Annotated in this window: 15 protein-coding genes and 1 pseudogene; 6 read left to right on the top strand and 10 right to left on the bottom strand. The window is 44.1% G+C overall.

What is annotated here, in order from left to right; translation table 11 throughout:
* Window positions 1-59: 59 nt before the first annotated feature.
* Complete coding sequence (locus tag OH455_RS05600; RefSeq protein ID WP_269980647.1) at window positions 60-953, top strand: LysR family transcriptional regulator; 894 nt, start codon at window positions 60-62, stop codon at window positions 951-953.
* On the opposite strand, the gene OH455_RS05595 is transcribed toward OH455_RS05600, so the two are convergent.
* Entirely contained in the window at window positions 950-1,507 is a 558-nt protein-coding gene (locus OH455_RS05595; protein ID WP_269980646.1) for a VCBS domain-containing protein, read from the bottom strand. The two genes, OH455_RS05600 and OH455_RS05595, sit on opposite strands and share 4 nt — an antisense overlap.
* Window positions 1,508-1,831: 324 nt before the next feature.
* On the opposite strand from OH455_RS05595, the gene OH455_RS05590 reads away from it, so the two are divergent.
* On the top strand, window positions 1,832-2,935 hold the full coding sequence (locus tag OH455_RS05590) for a DSD1 family PLP-dependent enzyme (protein WP_269980645.1): 1,104 nt from the start codon (window positions 1,832-1,834) through the stop codon (window positions 2,933-2,935).
* Window positions 2,936-3,011: 76 nt separating this feature from the next.
* On the opposite strand, the gene OH455_RS05585 is transcribed toward OH455_RS05590, so the two are convergent.
* The 8 genes from OH455_RS05585 to OH455_RS05550 form a co-directional block, all read right to left on the bottom strand.
* Window positions 3,012-3,170, bottom strand: a complete 159-nt coding sequence (locus tag OH455_RS05585) for a hypothetical protein (protein ID WP_269980700.1) — start codon at window positions 3,168-3,170, stop codon at window positions 3,012-3,014.
* 395 nt (window positions 3,171-3,565) lie between these two features.
* Entirely contained in the window at window positions 3,566-5,443 is a 1,878-nt protein-coding gene (locus tag OH455_RS05580; protein WP_269980644.1) for a PhoX family protein, read from the bottom strand.
* 596 nt (window positions 5,444-6,039) lie between these two features.
* Entirely contained in the window at window positions 6,040-6,429 is a 390-nt protein-coding gene (locus OH455_RS05575; protein WP_269980643.1) for a hypothetical protein, read from the bottom strand.
* Entirely contained in the window at window positions 6,429-6,635 is a 207-nt protein-coding gene (yidD, locus tag OH455_RS05570; protein WP_257713400.1) for a membrane protein insertion efficiency factor YidD, read from the bottom strand. Before yidD ends, OH455_RS05575 begins: the two co-directional genes overlap by 1 nt.
* A 20-nt stretch (window positions 6,636-6,655) precedes the next feature.
* Window positions 6,656-6,871 carry a DUF4177 domain-containing protein gene (locus tag OH455_RS05565; protein ID WP_045974165.1) on the bottom strand — a complete coding sequence of 72 codons (216 nt, stop codon included), beginning with the start codon at window positions 6,869-6,871 and terminating at the stop codon, window positions 6,656-6,658.
* 720 nt (window positions 6,872-7,591) lie between these two features.
* Window positions 7,592-9,229 (bottom strand): methyl-accepting chemotaxis protein, encoded by a 1,638-nt coding sequence (locus OH455_RS05560; protein WP_269980642.1) that lies wholly within the window; start codon window positions 9,227-9,229, stop codon window positions 7,592-7,594.
* A 124-nt stretch (window positions 9,230-9,353) separates the two neighbouring features.
* Window positions 9,354-11,255, bottom strand: coding sequence for a penicillin-binding protein 2 (mrdA, locus tag OH455_RS05555; protein WP_443088585.1), 1,902 nt, complete (start codon window positions 11,253-11,255; stop codon window positions 9,354-9,356).
* A 141-nt stretch (window positions 11,256-11,396) separates the two neighbouring features.
* Window positions 11,397-12,308 carry a LysR family transcriptional regulator gene (locus OH455_RS05550; protein WP_269980640.1) on the bottom strand — a complete coding sequence of 304 codons (912 nt, stop codon included), beginning with the start codon at window positions 12,306-12,308 and terminating at the stop codon, window positions 11,397-11,399.
* Between the two features lie 149 nt (window positions 12,309-12,457).
* On the opposite strand from OH455_RS05550, the gene OH455_RS05545 reads away from it, so the two are divergent.
* The 4 genes from OH455_RS05545 to OH455_RS05530 are packed head-to-tail and all read left to right on the top strand — an operon-like array spanning window position 12,458 to window position 15,651.
* Window positions 12,458-13,075 (top strand): fumarylacetoacetate hydrolase family protein, encoded by a 618-nt coding sequence (locus OH455_RS05545; protein WP_269980639.1) that lies wholly within the window; start codon window positions 12,458-12,460, stop codon window positions 13,073-13,075.
* Between the two features lie 27 nt (window positions 13,076-13,102).
* The gene (locus OH455_RS05540; protein WP_269980638.1) at window positions 13,103-13,801 is read left to right on the top strand and encodes a 2OG-Fe dioxygenase family protein; all 699 of its coding nucleotides are present in this window, start codon (window positions 13,103-13,105) and stop codon (window positions 13,799-13,801) included.
* 10 nt (window positions 13,802-13,811) lie between these two features.
* Window positions 13,812-14,702 carry a hypothetical protein gene (locus OH455_RS05535; protein WP_269980637.1) on the top strand — a complete coding sequence of 297 codons (891 nt, stop codon included), beginning with the start codon at window positions 13,812-13,814 and terminating at the stop codon, window positions 14,700-14,702.
* Window positions 14,695-15,651: a C-terminal binding protein gene (locus OH455_RS05530; RefSeq protein ID WP_269980636.1), complete on the top strand. Its 957-nt coding sequence runs from the start codon at window positions 14,695-14,697 to the stop codon at window positions 15,649-15,651. The genes OH455_RS05535 and OH455_RS05530 overlap by 8 nt, the downstream gene beginning before the upstream one ends.
* Window positions 15,652-15,795: 144 nt before the next feature.
* Here OH455_RS05530 and OH455_RS23360 read toward each other — a convergent pair.
* Window positions 15,796-19,131: pseudogene (locus OH455_RS23360) on the bottom strand (C80 family cysteine peptidase); the annotation flags it as partial.
* Window positions 19,132-19,148: the final 17 nt, after the last annotated feature.

The following is a 19,148-nucleotide window of genomic DNA, read 5'->3' as shown; positions in this document are numbered from 1 at the left end:
CAAATTTCACGTTATCACTTAGACTACTAGTAATAATTTTTTGTTATTAAAAGATGACGATGCTAAATCCGCTGTGGCTGAAAACCTTTCAAACACTCATCGACACTGGTCACTTCACTAAAACCGCTGAAAGGCTGTTTATGACACAGCCAGGGGTGAGTCAGCATATTAAAAAGCTTGAGCGAGCATGCGGCCATACGCTTATCGCCCGGCATCACAAGACTTTTGAAATCACAGAAGCTGGGCAATCTGTCTATCACTATGCTCGACAAATCGAGCACCAGCAGGCTGAGCTGATTAATTCACTGAATATTGAAGACCCTTACTCTGGTAGTGTTTCGCTTTCCTGTTCAGGCGCTTTGGCATTGCTGCTCTACCCGCCTCTGCTTAATTTACAATGTAAACACCCAACACTGGTTGCGAAACTCGAGGCCGCTCCACACCATAAAATTTTGGCTGATGTACTCTCTGGCGAGTGTGATATAGGGATTGTCACTCATATTCCTTCCGACTCTCGCTTTGAATCAGAAACACTAGGTATTGAACCTCTTTGCCTGATGCTACCTGCCAGCCGTTCAATAAAAAATGCCACCCCAGAGGATTTGAAAGCGATGGGGTTGATTAAGCATCCTGATGCTTTCCACTATCTCTCTCTTTACTTTGCCCAATGCGGGGAACCTTTGCTAGAGAAGATCAACATAGACGAGCTGCCAGTCACAGGGTACGTCAATCAGTTAAGCCAGATACTGTTGCCTGTCGCCAAAGGGCTCGGCTTTACCGTCTTGCCAAAGAGTGCTCTCGATTCATTTCCAGACAGGGACGATATTGCCATCTATCATGCGAGTCATGAAGTGGTAGAAACCTTATACTTCCTAACGAAAAGACATCGTCAGTTACCGCAACGCTTCACCACCATTATGAAAGAGATTGCGAGTCACTTTCACCCCGACTAACCAACCGTGATTTCTGTGGCTAATTCATCAATCACAGCACCACCCTCGACGCCAATCAAAGTGAGTGTAATAGTGATAGGGTCGCCCGCATCAGAGTATAGGGAGAAGCGCTCAAGCTTACGTTCGCCCTGCAGTAGAAATTGCGTCTTAATGTTGTAGACTGAATAGTCCCAGTAGCCAGACTTATCAATACTGAGAGAACCGAGCGTATCCTTACCTGCGCTCACACTGTTTGGATCGAACTGAGTCTGACGACGGTATCCGCTTGAGATCAGAAGCCGCCCAGAATCCATCAATAACGGAGAGAGAGCCTTGGCTGAAAGCGATTGGTCCTCCTCCGAATACTCAGACACTACTTCTTCCGATCGAAGACTGAGCATTTGACTGAGCCTATCTCTTACCTCTTGAGGAAGAATCGACAACAGTGGCTGTGAGCCGAGGTGAATTGCTGCTGTTCTTTGGGCACGAGACAGATTGACGTCGGTAGTCAAAGTATAAGAATCTGTATGGTTGACAGCGCCTCTAGAACGATGTGTGTGAGTTGAGTGAGCCATAACCTTCTCCTATTTTCTTTGATTACGCTTGTCAAATTAGAACGCAGTTTGAATCAAGCCTGGTCATTGAATAACGCAAACCACGTGCCAAAAAATAGGAAATAGATATAAGCATAAAAGTGCATAAAATTCATTATGATAGAAACTGGCAAAATCAGAGCACAATCTGATTCTCAATATGAAATGCAAAACACAACAAATGTCGGTCACTCATTTTCATTTTGCTAATCGCCCTAACCTCGCCATATTTAACAATTTTTTTAATCAATCTAATTGCCTGAGTGTTACCCTGAAGCCGTTCAACAAAACAACAAGTGTGAAACAATGAAACTAGAACACATCGATACACCTGCTTTGTTTATCGACCTCGACACGGTCGAACATAACTTAGCGGAGATGCAACGCAGAATAAATCAGCTCGGCTTAACCCTACGCCCCCATACAAAGGCACATAAAATCCCACAACTGGCCCACAAACAAATTGAATATGGGGCACAAGGCATCTGTACCTCAAAACTGGGTGAGGCAGAGGTCATGCTTCAAGGTGGTATCAGCGACATCCTTATCACAACGCCTATTGCAGGTCAGACTAAGTATCAACGCCTGATTGATCTTCATATCCAATACCCCCAAGCGATCCTCTATCAAGTAATCGACCACCCACAGCATATAGAATCGATCGCAGAACTTGCGCAACAGGCTGGTATCAGCGTCAATCTTCTGATTGAAGTAGAGAGTGGCCAACAACGATGCGGAGTGGCAGTAGGACCGCAGTTACTCGCCATGATAGAGAAAGTCGTCCAAACTCAAGGTGTCCATTATGCGGGTATTCAAGCGTACAGCGGCCACTTACAGCTCATGAAAGGCTTTGAACAGCGCCAACAGCAAGCGCGTTCTGCTGTCTCTGAGCTGTTTGATTTTATCGACAACCAATTAAAACCTCGTGATCTTGTCCCCGCAATCATCAGTGGCGGGGGGACTGGCACCTATCAAGCTTATCAAGGGCTAGCGTACACTGAAATCCAAGCGGGCTCTTACCTGTTTATGGATAACGCTTATCGCAATATTGGCGATGAACAAGATGCCCATCTCAATCAACAGTTCAACTCGGCACTCAAAGTGTTAAGCACTGTGATTAGTCAACCAACACCGCAACGCGCTGTCATCGATGCGGGTATGAAATCACTTTCCATTGATCTCGGAATGCCAATTGTCGATTCTCGTCCCGATCTCACCTATCAATGTGGTGGAGATGAACATGGTATTGTTCATCTTAGTGACGGCAATCCACTGAACATCGGTGAAACGCTCGTGTTAACTCCAAGTCACTGCGATACAACGCTGAACAACTTCGACTATTTGTACGTAGTGAAACAAGGTGAGATTGTCAATAAATGGAAGATAGCGGGGCGTGGTCGCTCAGACTAACTCTATTGTCCATTTCTGACATCAAAAAAGGAGCCGTAGGCTCCTTTTTTATACGATATCTATCAATGGGTGGCAGTTATGCTTCTAATACGCCTTTTCCAGTGGCTTCTGCAAGAAGAAGCTGATCTGTTTCATCCAAATGCATACCAAAAAAAGGCAGGCCATGTTGGCAGACCCAACAAGCAAAGAAAACAAGGATACCCAGAGTAACAAAACCGAGAACAATCATAGCCAAACCTCCTCCTTGGTTATCAACATACGTACCGATAACTTAAGGTGTGGCGTCGCCGGAGCGATGAGCTAAAGGGCCTTTGTAAATACTTTATTCTTCGACGCTTTCGATTGATTTTCAGTAATAACATCACTGAGACATGCATACTGTTTACGGACAATTTTTCGTATCAGCTCTGTGAGTTTACTCGGGGCTCAACACCTTTCAATTATATGGGTACGTTTCCACTATAGTTATACCGTACAAACCGAACAACAACATTAAGTGGTTAGCGGCCACAAGATCACAGTTTTTATGCCTATTTACGCATATTTATTCTTACACGTCGGTTGCAAGTGCAAAAAAAGGGGCAAATAGCCCCTTGAGTAGTGCAATATTCCTGAGTGGAATAGGTTTATCTATGCGCCAATCACACCGCCATCTTCGCGAGTGATTGCCATGATTGTCGAGCGCGGTTTGCTGTTTCCACCAGCCGGGAAATGTGAAGGCGCGCCTTTCTCACCTGGATGCTGAACACCGACAAACATGGTTTTGTAATCCTCTGAGAACGTCAGGCCTGTGATTTCACATGCTACTGGGCCCGTTAAGAAGCGACGAACCTCACCTGTCATGGGGTCACCACACAACATCTGGTTGTTGCCCTGACCGGCAAAATCGCCTTTGTTTGAGTAGTTCCCATCGGTTTGAATCCACAGACGTCCTGCTTTATCAAATCCAATACCATCAGGGCTATTGAACATGTTGTCTGCATGGATGTTGTCGCTACCTGCATAAAGGTTGCCTTTATGTACACTTGGGTTGCCCGCAATCAGGTACAAATCCCATTCAAACCCTTCGCTGGTATGATCGCCACCTTGTGGTATCCAGCGAACAATCTGACCATAATGGTTTTCTTTACGTGGGTTAGGTCCACCCACTGGCTGACCTTCTTTGACACCACGGTTTTTGTTGTTGGTCAAGGTACAGAAAACATGCTGGTTGTCAGGATGGACAGCAACCCATTCTGGACGGTCCATTGTGGTTGCGCCAACCTGAGTTGCCGCTCGGCGTGCAAAGGTCACCACTTCGGCTTGATCATGGAAGCCATTTTCTTTGGTTAACCCATTTTTACCATGTGTCAGATCCAACCACTGGCCCTTACCTTTCAGTTCGGCGTCATCCATCTCAAATTTGGCGACATACAGTGTCCCTTGTTCCAGTAGATCGCGATTTGCCGTGTTGTTGCCTGGCTGATATTTGTTCTTAGATACAAATTTGTACAGGTGCTCGCCACGCTCATCATCACCCAAGTAAACCACGACATGGCCGTCTTTATTGATCAGCAGCGCAGCATTCTCGTGTTTGAAGCGGCCTAACGCGGTACGTTTAAGCGGTGTTGAGGTCGGGTCATTCGGGTCGATCTCAACCACCCAACCAAAGCGGTGTGGTTCATTAGGGTGTTTAGCCACATCGAAACGTTCATCAGTATCATGCCACTGATATTTGCTAGGCTTGGGCGCAACGCCATAACGTGCGTGATCGTCAGAGACCTTTGTGCGACCGCTGGTACCAAAGTAGCCATTGAAGTTCTCTTCACATGTTAGGTAGGTACCCCATGGTGTTTGACCATTCGCACAATTGTTGAATGTACCTAAAGGTTTCATACCCGTTGGATCTAGCTTGGTTTTCATTAAATCGTGACCAGCCGCTGGACCTGTGAGCTTCATTTCGGTCGCCGCCGTAATTCTGCGGTTACGTTTGCCATTTTTGTCCAGCTTCCACTCACCACCAGACTTGACGATTTCAAACACAGTCACACCGTGAGCAGCCTGCGATTTCATCACATCATCAGCGGTCATCGCTTTACCGCCATGATCAAATAGGTACTCGTAGTTGGTGTATTCATTGTTGACCGCAATGACAGCACGGTCTTTCGTGATTGGGAATAGGCTCATGCCATCCGTATTATCACCAAACTGGCGCTGTTGGGCTTTTGAGTCTTGCTTACCACTCGGATCAAACTCTGGCGCATCGGCAAAGATCGGATCGCCCCATGATAATAAAGGTGTGGCTTTATAGCCTTTTGGCACAATAATCGCATCTGATGTAGAGGCAGGAACCGCGTCAAAATTCAGTAGTGCGCTTCGCTTGCCTGCGGCAAATGCCTTGGTAATTGGGTTAAGCGACAGAAATGCACCTGCACCCACTGCTGCGGTACCAGCCAGAAAACGACGACGAGACAATCTCGCCTCGATCATTTGGCTGAATTGAGAATCTTGCTCATCGCGATTCCACATTGCTGACTCCTTGCTCGAGTATGTTTTTTATTAATAGCGAGCAGATGATAGAGAGTTAAAATGACATTCGCGTTAAAGTATTGTTTCTATTAGATAAAGACGGTATTGCAATTTTATTTTAATTGCATTGCAATCCCATTAAAGTGAGCTTGCGTTCACTTTTAATAAATAAGGTATGACGTACATACAAGAAAATGTGATCTAAAACCTAGCGACGTTCTAATTTGGTCGCTACATTAAATCTTGTTCATGAGGAACTTGATTCACATAGGCTCAGAGACGAGCAAGCCAATAAAAAGTGAGGGAATATCATGAAGAAAATGAGAAGAGCGCAACTTCATCGTGTCCGAATTCAATATTGGAAAGACGCCAATAAAGACACAAGTAAGAAGTAACACGCATCCTTTTAGCCTGTTAAAGCAGGCTATCAACGTCTAAGCTGGCAATTTTTTGCCAGCTTTTGTGCACTAGACACACAAACCTTATCCTTACACAATATAGAGCGTCAAAGTCTGGCTGCTAACGCTGCTTACGCTTACACGTTGACATATCTGAGATCAGAGTCCTAGGTGAGGCATGCTTTGGGTAATTGCCCGCTAATCCCTCCGTACATCATTAAAGATGTCACATGAGAGTTTATAATTGTGTTGTCTCGCGATTTTCTGCGAGAAAAAGAGTTGAGGAAGCTCATAGATTGTGAGTAATGCGAGGATAAAAAGCGCGCTTGTGTGGCCGAGAAAAAGACCTATGACACTGACCGTTAGCAAGATCAATTCAAGTGCAAACAAGGCATATTTACCTAAGTAGCAGTGGTGAAAACCACCTAGAAAAAACCAGTTCAACGTCGCATAAGTGTCTGGGTCTTTAAGCTTCTTAGATTGTCGCTCAAAGAATTCTTTTTTTTGGTTTTCAGGTAATGAATTCACCTGCTTTCTTAGCAGTTCTTCATTTTTTTCTAACTGTTCAATTGGCTCAAATAAGCGCATTACGGCACCTCATCACGTATTTTTTCAATGAGGTCAGGTTGGTTGCATCGTTTAATCCTTTCTAAACCTAGTTTCCAACCTTTTATCGCCCCATACTTTGCAATGCATTGTTTTGTGTATTCAGAGCATGTCGGCTCAAAATTACATTCGATATTCAACAACTTCTTTGATCCACCGCTCGCTTGATAGCGATGGATCAATGTCAAAGAAATATACTTAAGCAAGCTTAGCGGCCAAGAGTAATAATTACAGCCTCACGCTTCCAAAACAACATAAAGCGCTTCTGTTCAATGACCTGAAATACAACCTGCCAACCGTCTTGTACATATTTATTTAGATCGGCTTCCATTTTTTGTACAGGCAATCCACTTGCACCTAGTAGTACCGTACCACAGCCGCCTTCTACAACGTGAACCACTTTATATTCTGTAAACTTTGTCATTTTCCCAACCAATTATTCAATGAAAAACAGTATGTTATATCATGTTAACTAATGCATCAAGACGAGTATTCAATATTTGCTGTAAAAATCCGTTCTATCACACTTTGTAGGCAGACATTTAAATATAAAAATACAGCTTACCCCACATTGAGTAATAGGCTTTACATAACAAGACCCGATGACTATACCCACCTCACTATTTCAAATAAGGGCTAAATAAATACATGACGTCAACACGTCATCCACAGGTTAAAATATAAGATTGGGGGATTCAATACGTCTGTAATACCCAAAAATAAGCGGTGTCATTATCATCTTGTATCGGCTCGGGCATTGTTTCCTCCTTGTTTGAGAGAGATAACGTCCGAAGTCAGGTTAGATTGCCATTCCCCTGTCGTTGGGCAAATGGTTGTAACTGTTATCATGCAAATCAAACAACAAGGTAACCTTGGCAACTTCCAAGGCCCAATAACCCAATACATTGGGGCCTATTATGCCAAGAGCTCGATAAGAATAGGCTATGATTCTGTACTGCAATTTGGATGAATTCGATAACCGTGCGGGCAAGTTTGAGCAGGCGATGGCACAACGATATGATGAGTTCAAATTGATGCGGTGAGGCAAAGGATAGGCGCTAAGTGATGATTTGATGAAACCTTGACCACACGACAAACGAGCAACCCCAAGTAGATTCAGAGTTGTTCGTTATTGATCCAATTGTTACTTATGAACCGACGTAGAGAAGTCATTTAAGGTGGACGAGATCCCCTTCGCCATGTCACTCATATCTACCGCAATATGAGAGCTGTCGATGATCTTCTTGTTGGTATTCTGAAGAAGATTAGATAGGTAGTCTTGTGCTTGTTTGAGTTCGTTGATGCTACGAGACTGCTCGTCAATCAGTACGGCAATTTCATTTTGTTGTTCGACGGTTAACGTAATCGAGCTGGAAATTTTATCGATGTTATCCGCTGTTTCACTGCTGCATTGCTTACTGTTTTCCACTTCTTTCTGTAACTGAGCGACAGAATCAACAGAGACTTTCACTCGGTCGGTCAAGTCATTGAGCAAGCTACTAATTTCTCCCGTTGAGTCATTGGTTTTACTCGCCAGCATTCTCACTTCGTCAGCCACAACGGCAAAGCCTCTGCCTTGCTCACCTGCCCGTGCCGCTTCAATCGCCGCATTGAGCGCTAGTAAGTTGGTTTGTTCGGCAATGGTCTGGATAACATCAATAATGCTATACACTTGCTCAGCAACAGAGCTGAGTTCCTGAATATTTTCAGACACTTTATGCGATTCCGAAGAAGCTAGCTCGACGGCTTTCATGTTGGCGTGAACAGAATCTAAACCACGCTTTGCGCTGGTTTGACTTTGCGCAGCCGATTCTAACGTTTGACCCACCATCCCTGAAACACGGCTAAAGGAATCGACCAAGCCATCAGAAATTTGCGCAATCTCTTCGTACTTGCATTTTTCATCATCGTAGCTTTCATTGACCTCTTGCGATAGCAACTCTACCCGGCCCGATAAGCTGGAGATATTGTCCGCACTGGTTTTGAGGCCTTTAATCACCGAAGACAATGCATGCCTCATCGACTGAATATTCTTCGCCAACAGACCAAGTTCACTCTTGTTGATCAGCGCGTCGATATGGTCTTTATCTTCTAGGTCACCTTTTCTGGTGTCTCGGCTCACTGCCACCAATTGATGAATTGGCTGGGTTAGGCTGTGGCCGATAAAGTATGAGAGTACAATAACAACGAGTATACCGAAACCCGCTATGACTAAGATATCTTGCTTTAAGCCTTGAGCATTGCCGTCTGCATAGCGAGTATAACTCAGTACCGCTTGGTGCATCGCCCCCAGTGTTTTGTGGTTGGCTAGCATAAACTGATCAACCTGCTCTTCGGTCGGCTTGCCCGTTTGTTGCAGCAAAGAGAAAGCCATGGCTTTTTGCGTATTCCACAACTGCTCTACATTACTAAGCCTACTTTTAAAATCTTGCGCGGTACTTTCAACCAGATTAATTGGGGTTTTCATCGTTAAGTCAGAGAAGGTCTGGCCTCCTCCTTTCAATGCCCTAAGTGAAGTCTCATAAAGTTTAATAGTATTGTCGTAGTTGAGCTGAGGATGAGAAGACTTATGCCCCTCATAGATGGAGAGCATGACCTCACTGGCAAACTTCTTGGTCAACATTCGCTGTCGACCTGCGACATTAATGACCGTACCGTCTTGCTTATTCTTTTCTAAAGTAACAATAATATCGGTCGCAATCAAAACGATAGTGACGACAAATACAACGAATATAGCGATCAAACGATTGGTCACAGACCACTGAGACAAAAGTCGCTTCATGTTCGTATCCCTACTCTACTCATAGCTTCCAACTAACCATATGAATTTAGTTGACCATATAGGATTCCGCTACCGATCATCAAAAATTCATCGTAAGACGATAGAACAATGCAGGGATACAGGTTTAGGTCTGCTTATTGGAGGTCTGTTTATCCTTTTCAGTGAGTAAATGGTCAAAAACATGCCTGACAAAAGGTGCCCCAACTTTTGACCCACCGTTACCATGTTCGATGACCACAGTGGTGACATATTCTGGGTGCTGGCAAGGTGCAAAACCGGTAAACAATGCGTGATCGAGGAGGTTGTGTCTCAGCGCTTTGGAGTTATAAACTTCGTCTTTCTTGAGACCAAATACTTGCGCTGTACCAGATTTCCCACCACTGCAATACTCAGTCCCTCTGAACGCTCTGCGGCCTGATCCTCTTGCTCCCTCATTGACTAATCGCATCGCATTGAGAGCAATGTCCCATGATTTGTCATCTACTCGCTTCATGTCGTTGAATACTGGCTGATCCACCGCAGTTGCGGACTCAAAACTCTGGCCATGCTCGATCACTGCTTTGAGCAAGTGAGGGGGGGTTACGTTACCATGATTGACCAATACCGATGTGGCTTTTGCTATCTGCAATGGTGTCGCCGTCCAGTATCCCTGACCAATACCGATTGGCACCGTATCGCCTTTGTACCAAGGCTGATGATGACGTCGCTGTTTCCATTCTCGAGTTGGCATATTGGCTGCGGTTTCTTCAAGAATATCGATGCCTGTCAGTTGACCAAACCCAAACAGCCCCATCCAGTCTGAGATGCGATCAATCCCCAAATCATAAGCCATCTGATAGAAGAATGAGTCTACCGATTCTTCTATTGCTAACGTGACGTCGACATCACCATGCCCCCAGCGACGCCAATCACGCCAAGCTTTAGAATGGCGACTGGAACCTGGAATCTGCCAACGACCATGATCGTTGCGGATCGTCGTTGGGCTAATGACGTGCTCGCTCAGCCCAGCAATAGCCATGAAGGGCTTCACCGTAGAAGCGGGCGGATAAACACCAAGAGTGGCACGGTTAACCAATGGGTGATGGGCATCCTCAAGCAATTGACGATAGGCAGGGCCTGAAATTCCATCGACAAACGGGTTAGGATCATAGCTTGGGCTGGACGCCATCGCCAATATACTGTTGTCTTTCGGGTCGAGTACGACCGCACTGCCCTGCCTGTCTCCTAGTAACTCATAGACATAGTTCTGTAAATCAGCATCGATATTCAGCACAATGTCTTTCCCCGCGACAGGAGGAACATATTTGATGGTGCGAATCACTCGCCCGCGGCTGTTGACTTCGACTTCTTCGTAACCTTGCTTGCCATGGAGCATTTTTTCGTAGTAGCGTTCGATACCTAGCTTGCCAATGTTCTTTGTCGCCCGATAGTTAGATAGCTCGTCTCGACGCTTGAGACGTTCAATATCACGATCATTGATGTGAGAAACATAACCAACAACGTGTGTGAGTGACTCACCGTAAGGATAGAAACGCTTCATTTCCGCATTGATCATAAAGCCCGGAAATTCATGTTGATGAGCAGAAAAACGCGCCACTTCTCGTTCGGATAACTGCCCTTTTATCGTCACCGCCTTAAAGCGTCCGCGATAGAGATGCTTTAGCTTGTGCAACTGCTCCGGTGATAAATCGACATATTTTTGCAGATTAACAATCGATTGTTCGAGGTTGACCGCTTTATCGGGAAACACATCCAGCACATAGACAGGAATGTTTTTGGCAATCAGATGACCATTACGTTCGTAAATCAGGCCCCGAGCAGGCGAAATAGGCAGAACCTGAATTCGGTTATCATTGGCCCGAGTTTGGTAGTAGCTAAAATCTTTGACCTCAAGATGGTAAAGATTTGCCACCAGCACCCCCAATAAGGTGATCATCGCAATAAAAGCAACGACCGCACGGCGCTGGAACAGCTTCACTTCCCACTCATGATTGCGCATGGGGGTACGTTGTTGATTGAACTTCATAATAAAGGGACAAATTGACGGTGGTTTTATCGTCCAAACCCTGTCAATTTATTTACACTTGGCTACATTGAGGCCTACTTTAACAACATCGGGTAAACCTTGTGTACGAAGAGTGTCAACAACTTCAAATCAGCAATGACTTCATGATGCCATTTGCTCTTTTAGAAAGTTTACAAACACTTTTAGCTGTTTGGGGACAAACTTTGATTGAATATATTGCGCCACAACAAATTGTTGTTTACTAGCCCCAACTCGCCAATCACCTAAAATTGGAACAATGTCACCAGAATCAATATACTCTTGCACCGAAAAATCAGGGAAAATGGAAATTCCCATGCCTTCTAATACAGCCTCACGCCGAATCTCACTGTGATTGACTGAAAAGCTACCGGCAACCTGAATAGATTCTGAACATGAGTCATTAGAAAAATGCCATACTCTATCGAAGTGTTTCTCACTTAAACATATACAGTTGTGATTGGGTATATCTTGCGGTGACTGCGGTGCGCCATGCTTATCTATATAGTCAGGGCTAGCACATAGGACATTATGTCGGCTTCCAAGTGTCGTTGCTACCAGGCCTTCAACCGGTGCACTAGTGATATGAATTACAATATCAATCTCTTCATTTATAGGGTCTATATATTCTTCAGCGATAGTTAATTGCAGTTTAATTTTTGGATATTTTTTTATAAATGCGAGAATGATTGGAGTCAAAACTTGCTTAGAAAATGCTTTAGGAGCCGCTATCTTTAAATTACCGCTATACTCAGAAGTTCGCGCTTGAGCAGCTGAAACTGCCTTTGTAGCATTGTCTAGCATTTGGGAGCACATACGAAACACTTCTTCACCATCTGTACTCAATTTCATTCGACGTGTAGAACGATTCAATAACTTAATTTCAAGTGCTTCTTCTAGTCTGGCGACAGATCGACTGATAGAGGAAGGTGATACTCCAAGCTTAATAGCAGTCTTAGAAAAACTGCCCAATTCGACAACGTTCACGAATATTGCCATTTCTGAAAGTAATGGTAACAGCCGATTTGTGTCCATAACACATAAATCCTTTGCGATTATTTATCTTTTTCTCGCTAAATTACTTAGAGATACTAATAAAGTCAATTGGTTAGATGTTGGTTAGTCTGAAAATTTCATGCGAGACACATCGAACTTTTGCCTACTTTTATGATTCAGAGGGAATAATGAATAAAGTAATTTGTGTTGGAAGGAACTATCGAGAACATGCTAAAGAGCTTAATAACCCAATACCAGAAAGCCCCATATTGTTCATTAAACCCGCATCATGCATATCCAGCTTTGAAAATATAGGAGAAACTCTTTCTCGCTATGAAGAAATAAGCTATGAACTTGAGCTAGCAATTCAAATTGACGACATAAAAAGTGAAAAGTCACTATCGATATCAGGTATTGGGCTAGGGCTAGACTTAACGAGACGAGGACTACAAAGCAAACTAAAATCCAAAGGCCACCCTTGGGAACGCTCAAAGTCATTTCGCGGTTCTTGCCCACTAACAAACTTTGTCGACTACCAATGTGCGGTCAGTTCTTTTGACCAGCTTAACATTGAATTTACCTTAACTATTAATAACGAAATCAGGCAAGTAGGGCATATCAACCAAATGATATTCCCTGTAGCAAAAATAGTTGAAGACTCTCACCGAGAATTTGGTATTGATTCTGGTGACATTCTTATGACAGGCACACCATCAGGTGTTGGTCGCCTAAACAAAGGAGACCACCTTATTGCTACTCTGCACAAAGACCAAAATATATTAATTTCAAAAGAAATCACCATTTAGAAACAACCCAAGGCTAGGTTTAGATTCATGCAACAGAAAACTAAAAAAAATGATTTAGTATCATATGGATATATGGTCATAGAAAGTAATCATATTCCCGAAGAAATAAAAGATATTCCGATAGAAAAGTATTGGGATGATTTACCCATGGATGCTTACATGGGTGATGGTGGTACATATAGACAAAGAAGATTTGGCTGTTTTGAATATTGTTTAGACTCTAAAGTTCTAAAGAAAAGCACGCAGAACTATTTCTATCAGTCCAAAGAAATAAACCCATTAAACGGTGGCAATGATAGAAAATTTGAGACGGTCTGTGACGAGTTTTCGTCTAGTGGATTCTTAAAAGGACTAGTCGACTATTGTTTAGATTTTATCCCTTTAAACAAATATGAAGGTAAAAATTTAGTTATCAATACACACCTCTTTAGAGTTATAGCTGACGGAAATCAACTGGGTCTACCTACTCCAGAAGGGATTCATAGAGATGGCCATCATTTTGTATCTCAACATCTGATACAGCGAAAGAATATTAATGGCGGTATTTCAGGAATTTATACTCCTAAAGAAGAAAAACCACTGATCCATAAGCTACTTAATGACTCATTCGATACCATTATTGTCGATGACAACCGCGTGAAACATGACGTCTCACCTATCTCCTGCTCATCGCCAAACGAGCGCGGCATCAGAGACATGTTGATAATTGACTACAACTTTGTGTAAGAGGCTAGTTATGAATGAAATTTTTAAACAATCGCTTCAAGTATCTTTAGTGATTGCAAAGCTTGTTATTCCATTTTCTATACTCAGTGAAATATTACAGTTCTATGGAGTCACTGAATATACGAGCTTCATATTTGAGCCGATAACACAGTTACTTAATCTCAGACAAGAAGTCGCTATCGCCTTTGCGGCCAGCTTTTTCTTGAATATATATGCTGGCATTGCCGTTGCAGCTGGACTTTCACTCACTCCTTACGAATGGACTATCGTAGGAACATTTATAGCAATATGTCATTCTATACCACTAGAATCTGCTGTGTTAAAAAAGGTAGGTTTCCCAATTAATGTGCATTGGATATCGCGTTTATTACTTGGGATAGTAGGAGCTTGGTTTGCTTCTATAATTACGCCAGAGACACTTTCTAGTGGAGTGTTTCATCAAGAAATAAAGTCCGTGCAATACAACGGCTTTATTGATCTACTTAAAAATGCAGGCATTAATGCCGCGATTCTATGTATTAAGATATGCGTTCTTGTTTCCGCTCTTATATGCATGTTCGAACTAATCAAGAAATCGAAAACCTATAATGCATATCTAAAAAAACATACCTATATGTCGAGTCTCTTCGTAGGTGGATTACTTGGAGTAACTTACGGAGCAGGCATTCTATTAAAAGACATAAATTCGGTGAAGAATGAGCACAAAGTGTACTTACTAACATTTTTGATGCTCGCACACGGCCTGATAGAGGAAACATTAATATTTTTAATGTTTGGTTCCGATGTCACTGTGATTTTGGCAATTCGAATGTTTATAGCTTTAGCAGCGGTACTAAGCGTGTGGTTATACAAAACATGGCAACAAAATAATAAGCAACCGAAGGAAATAACAAATGAATAAGGTATTTATCACTGATAGGATCACGGATCCCACGATTGAAAGAAAGATTTTAGGTGATCACCTTACCTTGTCTATAGAACAAGATGTGGAAGTATTGCTGGTGTGGCACCAGATAGTTGATGAAAGTTTTCTAAATGACTTTCCAAACGTTAAGGTTATTATTCGTTACGGTGTAGGTTTCGATAAAATTGACTTAAATGCATGTAAATCCAGAGGCATTATAGTATGTAATAATCCAGACTACTGTACTGAAGAGGTAGCAGATACAGCCGTGGCGATGATTATCAACTCCACTCGTATGGTAACTAGATATAATGCAGTTGCACCCTTGTATTCATCAGGGTGGCAAGAGAATGTTATTCCTGAAATAAAGCGAACATCCTCGCAAACTGTTGGTATCATTGGGATGGGGCGAATAGGAAGCCTCACATTAAGCAAATGCAAAGCGCTAGGTTATCAAACTCAGTTTTATGACCCGTATATCACAGAAGGCACAGAGAAAGTTTTTGGTACCTCTAAATGCGTATCTCTTGAAGAATTATTAGAAACTAGTGATATTGTAAGCCTGCATTGTCCTTTGGATAAATCCACTCAAGGGTTGGTAGACTCGAACTTTATAGGTAGGATGAAAAAAGGGTCTTCTCTTGTTAACACGGCAAGAGGCGGGTTGATATCAGATATCGATATCTTTTACTCGGCTTTAAAGGCTGAAAACCTGAGTTCTGTCTCATTAGATGTATTGCCACAAGAACCACCAAAGAGTGGCAAGTTGATCGATGCATGGAAAGGGAATGAAGCATGGTTGGCTGGCAGATTACTCATTAATCCACATGCCGCTTATCATTCCATCGAGTCCCAACTTGAGCAGCGAAAAAATGCTGCTGAGAATGCACTAAGAGCAATACAGGGGTTACCTGTTAACTCTGTGGTCTCTGATAGCGCTTCTTAAAGTTCAACCCAAACAATCTCTGGCTTAATGGTGGCGCACAAAAGGTTTAAATTCCCAACCTCTATTATTCTCCGCCTGCCTATGTTGATGCTAGAAAAAAGCCGCCTATATTGAGGCGGCTTTGATGTTAATGGAAGGTGATTATTACACCGTTATACCTTTTTTATGGACAACGTCCGCCCACGCCGTGCTAATCGCCACGCGAGATTTGCTGTCTAGGTTATCGATGAATCCATTGTCACCAGCCTGAGGGTCAAAGCCACTCATTGCTTGTACTAGTGCATCAATCGAACTTTCAGATAACGTTGTGTACTCACGTTCACCGTTTGCGTCTTTCTCGCCCATTGCGATAATCATCTGCGCACGCTTGCCGTCGAAGTAATCATTGAACGTCACCGAACCAATATGCTCAAACTTCGCTTGGTTAGTCTCGCTTGCTGGATCACGCAGGATAGACAATTTCAGATCGTACCCGCTACGTTCGAACCACAGTTTCTGCCAATCAATGCCATTGAAGACAATGTTATCTTCGCTGCTAATATCTTCAACAAGGTTGTCGATGACATCACCGCTCACCACAAAGCTGTCCACATCCGTGCCACCTTTGAAGGTGTTTTGATAACCACCCAACACCATCAGGTCACGGCCTTCTCCACCATTGAACTGACTGAACTTAGAGATGGCAGCAGCGATGAGGTGATCCTCGCCCTCACCACCATTCAGCACGGCATGGTAGCCTATTAGCTTCACCACATCGTTACCCGCGCTTGCATTGATACGGTTATAGTTACCGAAGACATTAGCAAAGTCATTGCCCGCGCCTAGTTCTACTTGGTTGTTGTTACCAATCGTTACCGAGTAGTCTTGACCGTCTCCCGTATCCACACGGTTGAAGTTGCCAGACGTCACCACATAGTCTCGGCCTAAGCCAGTGTCAATTTCACCGCCCTCACCAAAGACAAACGACTGGTCATCACCGGCGCCAAGGAAGACATGGTTAATGCGTCCAGCAACAACTGCAGTGTCGTTACCATCACCACCAAACATCATGTTTTCACGTCCCATCAGAACGCCCATATCGCTGCCTTCGCCACCAGTGAAGATGTTTGACGTGCCTGTGGCGTAGAATACGTCATCGCCTCGTCCTCCCCAGAAGTTGTTATTGTCTCCTAGATACGCACCAAGATCTTTACCATCACCACCCCAATTGAAGTTGTAGTTTCCTAGGGAGAGGTTGATATCGCCATCACCTTGGAGGTGACCACTGTTGCGAAGGAAATCAAACGTTTTTTCCTTCATGTTCAGTAGATCAGCGGTGAGGTTCTCTTTGAGATTTTCCACCAGCGATTTCATCTCTTTCTGCTTGTCTTGACTGAAGATAGTCGCGAACAAATTAGGCAGGTTAAGCGAGTTAAAGCCAAAAGCACGATCTTGCGTTTCTGCTGTTTCGGTATTGCCATCAGAATCAGTCGCTCCTTGACTACTATTCACACTCGTACCATTAATAGAAACCGAAGACTTATTTTCTTCCTCTTCTGGTGCCTTGTCTTTCAGTCCATGAGTTTCAGCAAAAGACTGAATGCCATCTGCCCCCATGTCGATACCCGACTTCAAGCCATCCAACAACTTAGCAGGGTCAACAAAGGACTGCATTTGATCACCACTGAACTCACCAATGACCTCCAACATCTCTGTGAGGATCGCCACACCATCGACGGCCTCACCATTGCGCGACACAATTTGGCCCGAAGTGGTGTAATCCACACCAAAAATATCCGCCAGCGTGGTCTCAGCACCGACTCCAGCTATTTGACCTAGCAGCTTATTCTTTAGCTGACGAGGCAAGTCTTCTGGCGTATAGGTGAAGGTGGTTTTTGCCTGACCTGTGGCAGAGAACTGCTGTGTCATGAGGCCAAACAGTGAACCTAGGTTGGTATCCAAAATTGACTGGATGTTGTCACCAAACATAAAGTTCCAGTTGCCTGTCGTTACTTGGATATCCGCACCCTGACCACCCACGGCGAAGTTAAACGCCAGCTTTTCATTGGCTTGACGAAGCTTATCTGCACGGCTGAGTTTGCCGGCACTAGAGTCGCTATTGCCACTTAACCATTGGTTATACTGCTTGTTTAACGCCGCTTCCGTATCGTGTTTCAGGCCACGACTCCTGCGCTCATGGTGCGAATCCAGTTCAACCAAACTGGTGTAATCAACGCTGCTACTCTGATCCAAGCCAGACATATCTTTGACGAACTTCTTCGCCCCCGACAATGTCCATTGCTGCTCTTGAGCCGCAAGCCAATCTTGGCCCTCACCCGAGGTAGCAATGCTCTGTAGCACACCCGAAATACGAGCGGCACCGTCGAACGGATTCACCAATGGTGGAGTAGGAATAGACTTGTCCATCATCACAAGCAGATCATTACTCTGACCTAAGTTGAAGCTCACATTGCGATTACCGATGAACATTTGTGCACCTTCTAGTGCCTGATAGCCACCCATATCGACGCTGTGTTTGCTCTCACCATTACCAATGTGAACCATGACGTTATTGTCACCAAAGGCCAGCGACTTAAAGCCACCGCTGCCGACTTTAATGCCCACATTGGATGTGCCCCAGTTTACAGCTGTAAACTCACCATCACCCACGTTGACTTGAATGTTGCCGGAGTAGCTGAGTTTATTGTTTGCAGCGGAAGATGATGTTTCCGTTGCCACTTTGCGTTTTTCTGGCGCATCAAACACATCATTGTTGTCACCAATCGCACCACGTGCAATCTCACCAACGTCGCTGACACCAACACGAGATAGGTCGATATCGCCTTCGGCAATGCCATTGCGAATACGTTCTTCCTTGGCAATCACTTCGCCTTGCTCATTCCAGCTTAGCGACACTTTATTGGTTTCGGCTTTTTGAATCCAATCGCCATTTTCGTCCTTAGTATGCTTGCGACCCGTCGCATCAACTGCCAATTCTGAACTGCGTGCAGACACATCGACGCGAAGACCATTGACATCCATCGCATTGATAAACTGATGACCAAAGCCTTTTTGTTTGTCATCACTCACCAATGAACAACCAACAATACTAATATGATCAGGCGTGTTGTTGATGTTTTCCGCTTGGCTAAACGACTGCTGGAAATTGGCTAATTTCTCTGCCAGATCTTCGGCGCTGTAACCACTCAAATGTGTGTTGTTGCTGCCTGAATCATCACGACCATGACCCACCAACTGCCAACGTAGCTTTCCATCCAGTGTTACCGGGTCGCCATACACAATACGGTAGTTGCCGTCTGAATCCAGCTGCACTACTACACTGCTTTCAGGGTGCTTACCCGCGAGGTTAGCGGCGGCATTTGCAACAACAGAGTCGTTCTCCATTTGGACGATGATTTGACCGTCAAAACGGGTTTCACCACCGTCCGCTGTTGGTGTCACAGCAACACGTTCCCAGTCATTGACATTTTGGTTGTGAATAGCTGTATTTGCGCCAC

The sequence above is a fragment of the Vibrio sp. T11.5 genome (genome assembly GCF_027587155.1).
In the GTDB taxonomy this organism is placed as follows: Bacteria; Pseudomonadota; Gammaproteobacteria; order Enterobacterales; family Vibrionaceae; genus Vibrio; species Vibrio neptunius.
The sequence above is the reverse complement of the archived record's forward strand: the minus strand, read 5'-3'. Positions and strand labels throughout refer to the sequence as shown.

Coding starts and splice junctions, on each gene's coding strand:
- OH455_RS05595 (WP_269980646.1), bottom strand. CDS start 1,507: ATGGCTCACTCAACTCACACACATCGTTCTAGAGGCGCTGTCAACCAT.
- OH455_RS05600 (WP_269980647.1), top strand. CDS start 60: ATGCTAAATCCGCTGTGGCTGAAAACCTTTCAAACACTCATCGACACT.
- OH455_RS05550 (WP_269980640.1), bottom strand. CDS start 12,308: ATGGACACAAATCGGCTGTTACCATTACTTTCAGAAATGGCAATATTC.
- OH455_RS05590 (WP_269980645.1), top strand. CDS start 1,832: ATGAAACTAGAACACATCGATACACCTGCTTTGTTTATCGACCTCGAC.
- OH455_RS05530 (WP_269980636.1), top strand. CDS start 14,695: ATGAATAAGGTATTTATCACTGATAGGATCACGGATCCCACGATTGAA.
- OH455_RS05560 (WP_269980642.1), bottom strand. CDS start 9,229: ATGAAGCGACTTTTGTCTCAGTGGTCTGTGACCAATCGTTTGATCGCT.
- OH455_RS05580 (WP_269980644.1), bottom strand. CDS start 5,443: ATGTGGAATCGCGATGAGCAAGATTCTCAATTCAGCCAAATGATCGAG.
- OH455_RS05545 (WP_269980639.1), top strand. CDS start 12,458: ATGAATAAAGTAATTTGTGTTGGAAGGAACTATCGAGAACATGCTAAA.
- OH455_RS05565 (WP_045974165.1), bottom strand. CDS start 6,871: ATGACAAAGTTTACAGAATATAAAGTGGTTCACGTTGTAGAAGGCGGC.
- OH455_RS05535 (WP_269980637.1), top strand. CDS start 13,812: ATGAATGAAATTTTTAAACAATCGCTTCAAGTATCTTTAGTGATTGCA.
- OH455_RS05575 (WP_269980643.1), bottom strand. CDS start 6,429: ATGCGCTTATTTGAGCCAATTGAACAGTTAGAAAAAAATGAAGAACTG.
- mrdA (WP_443088585.1), bottom strand. CDS start 11,255: ATGAAGTTCAATCAACAACGTACCCCCATGCGCAATCATGAGTGGGAA.
- OH455_RS05540 (WP_269980638.1), top strand. CDS start 13,103: ATGCAACAGAAAACTAAAAAAAATGATTTAGTATCATATGGATATATG.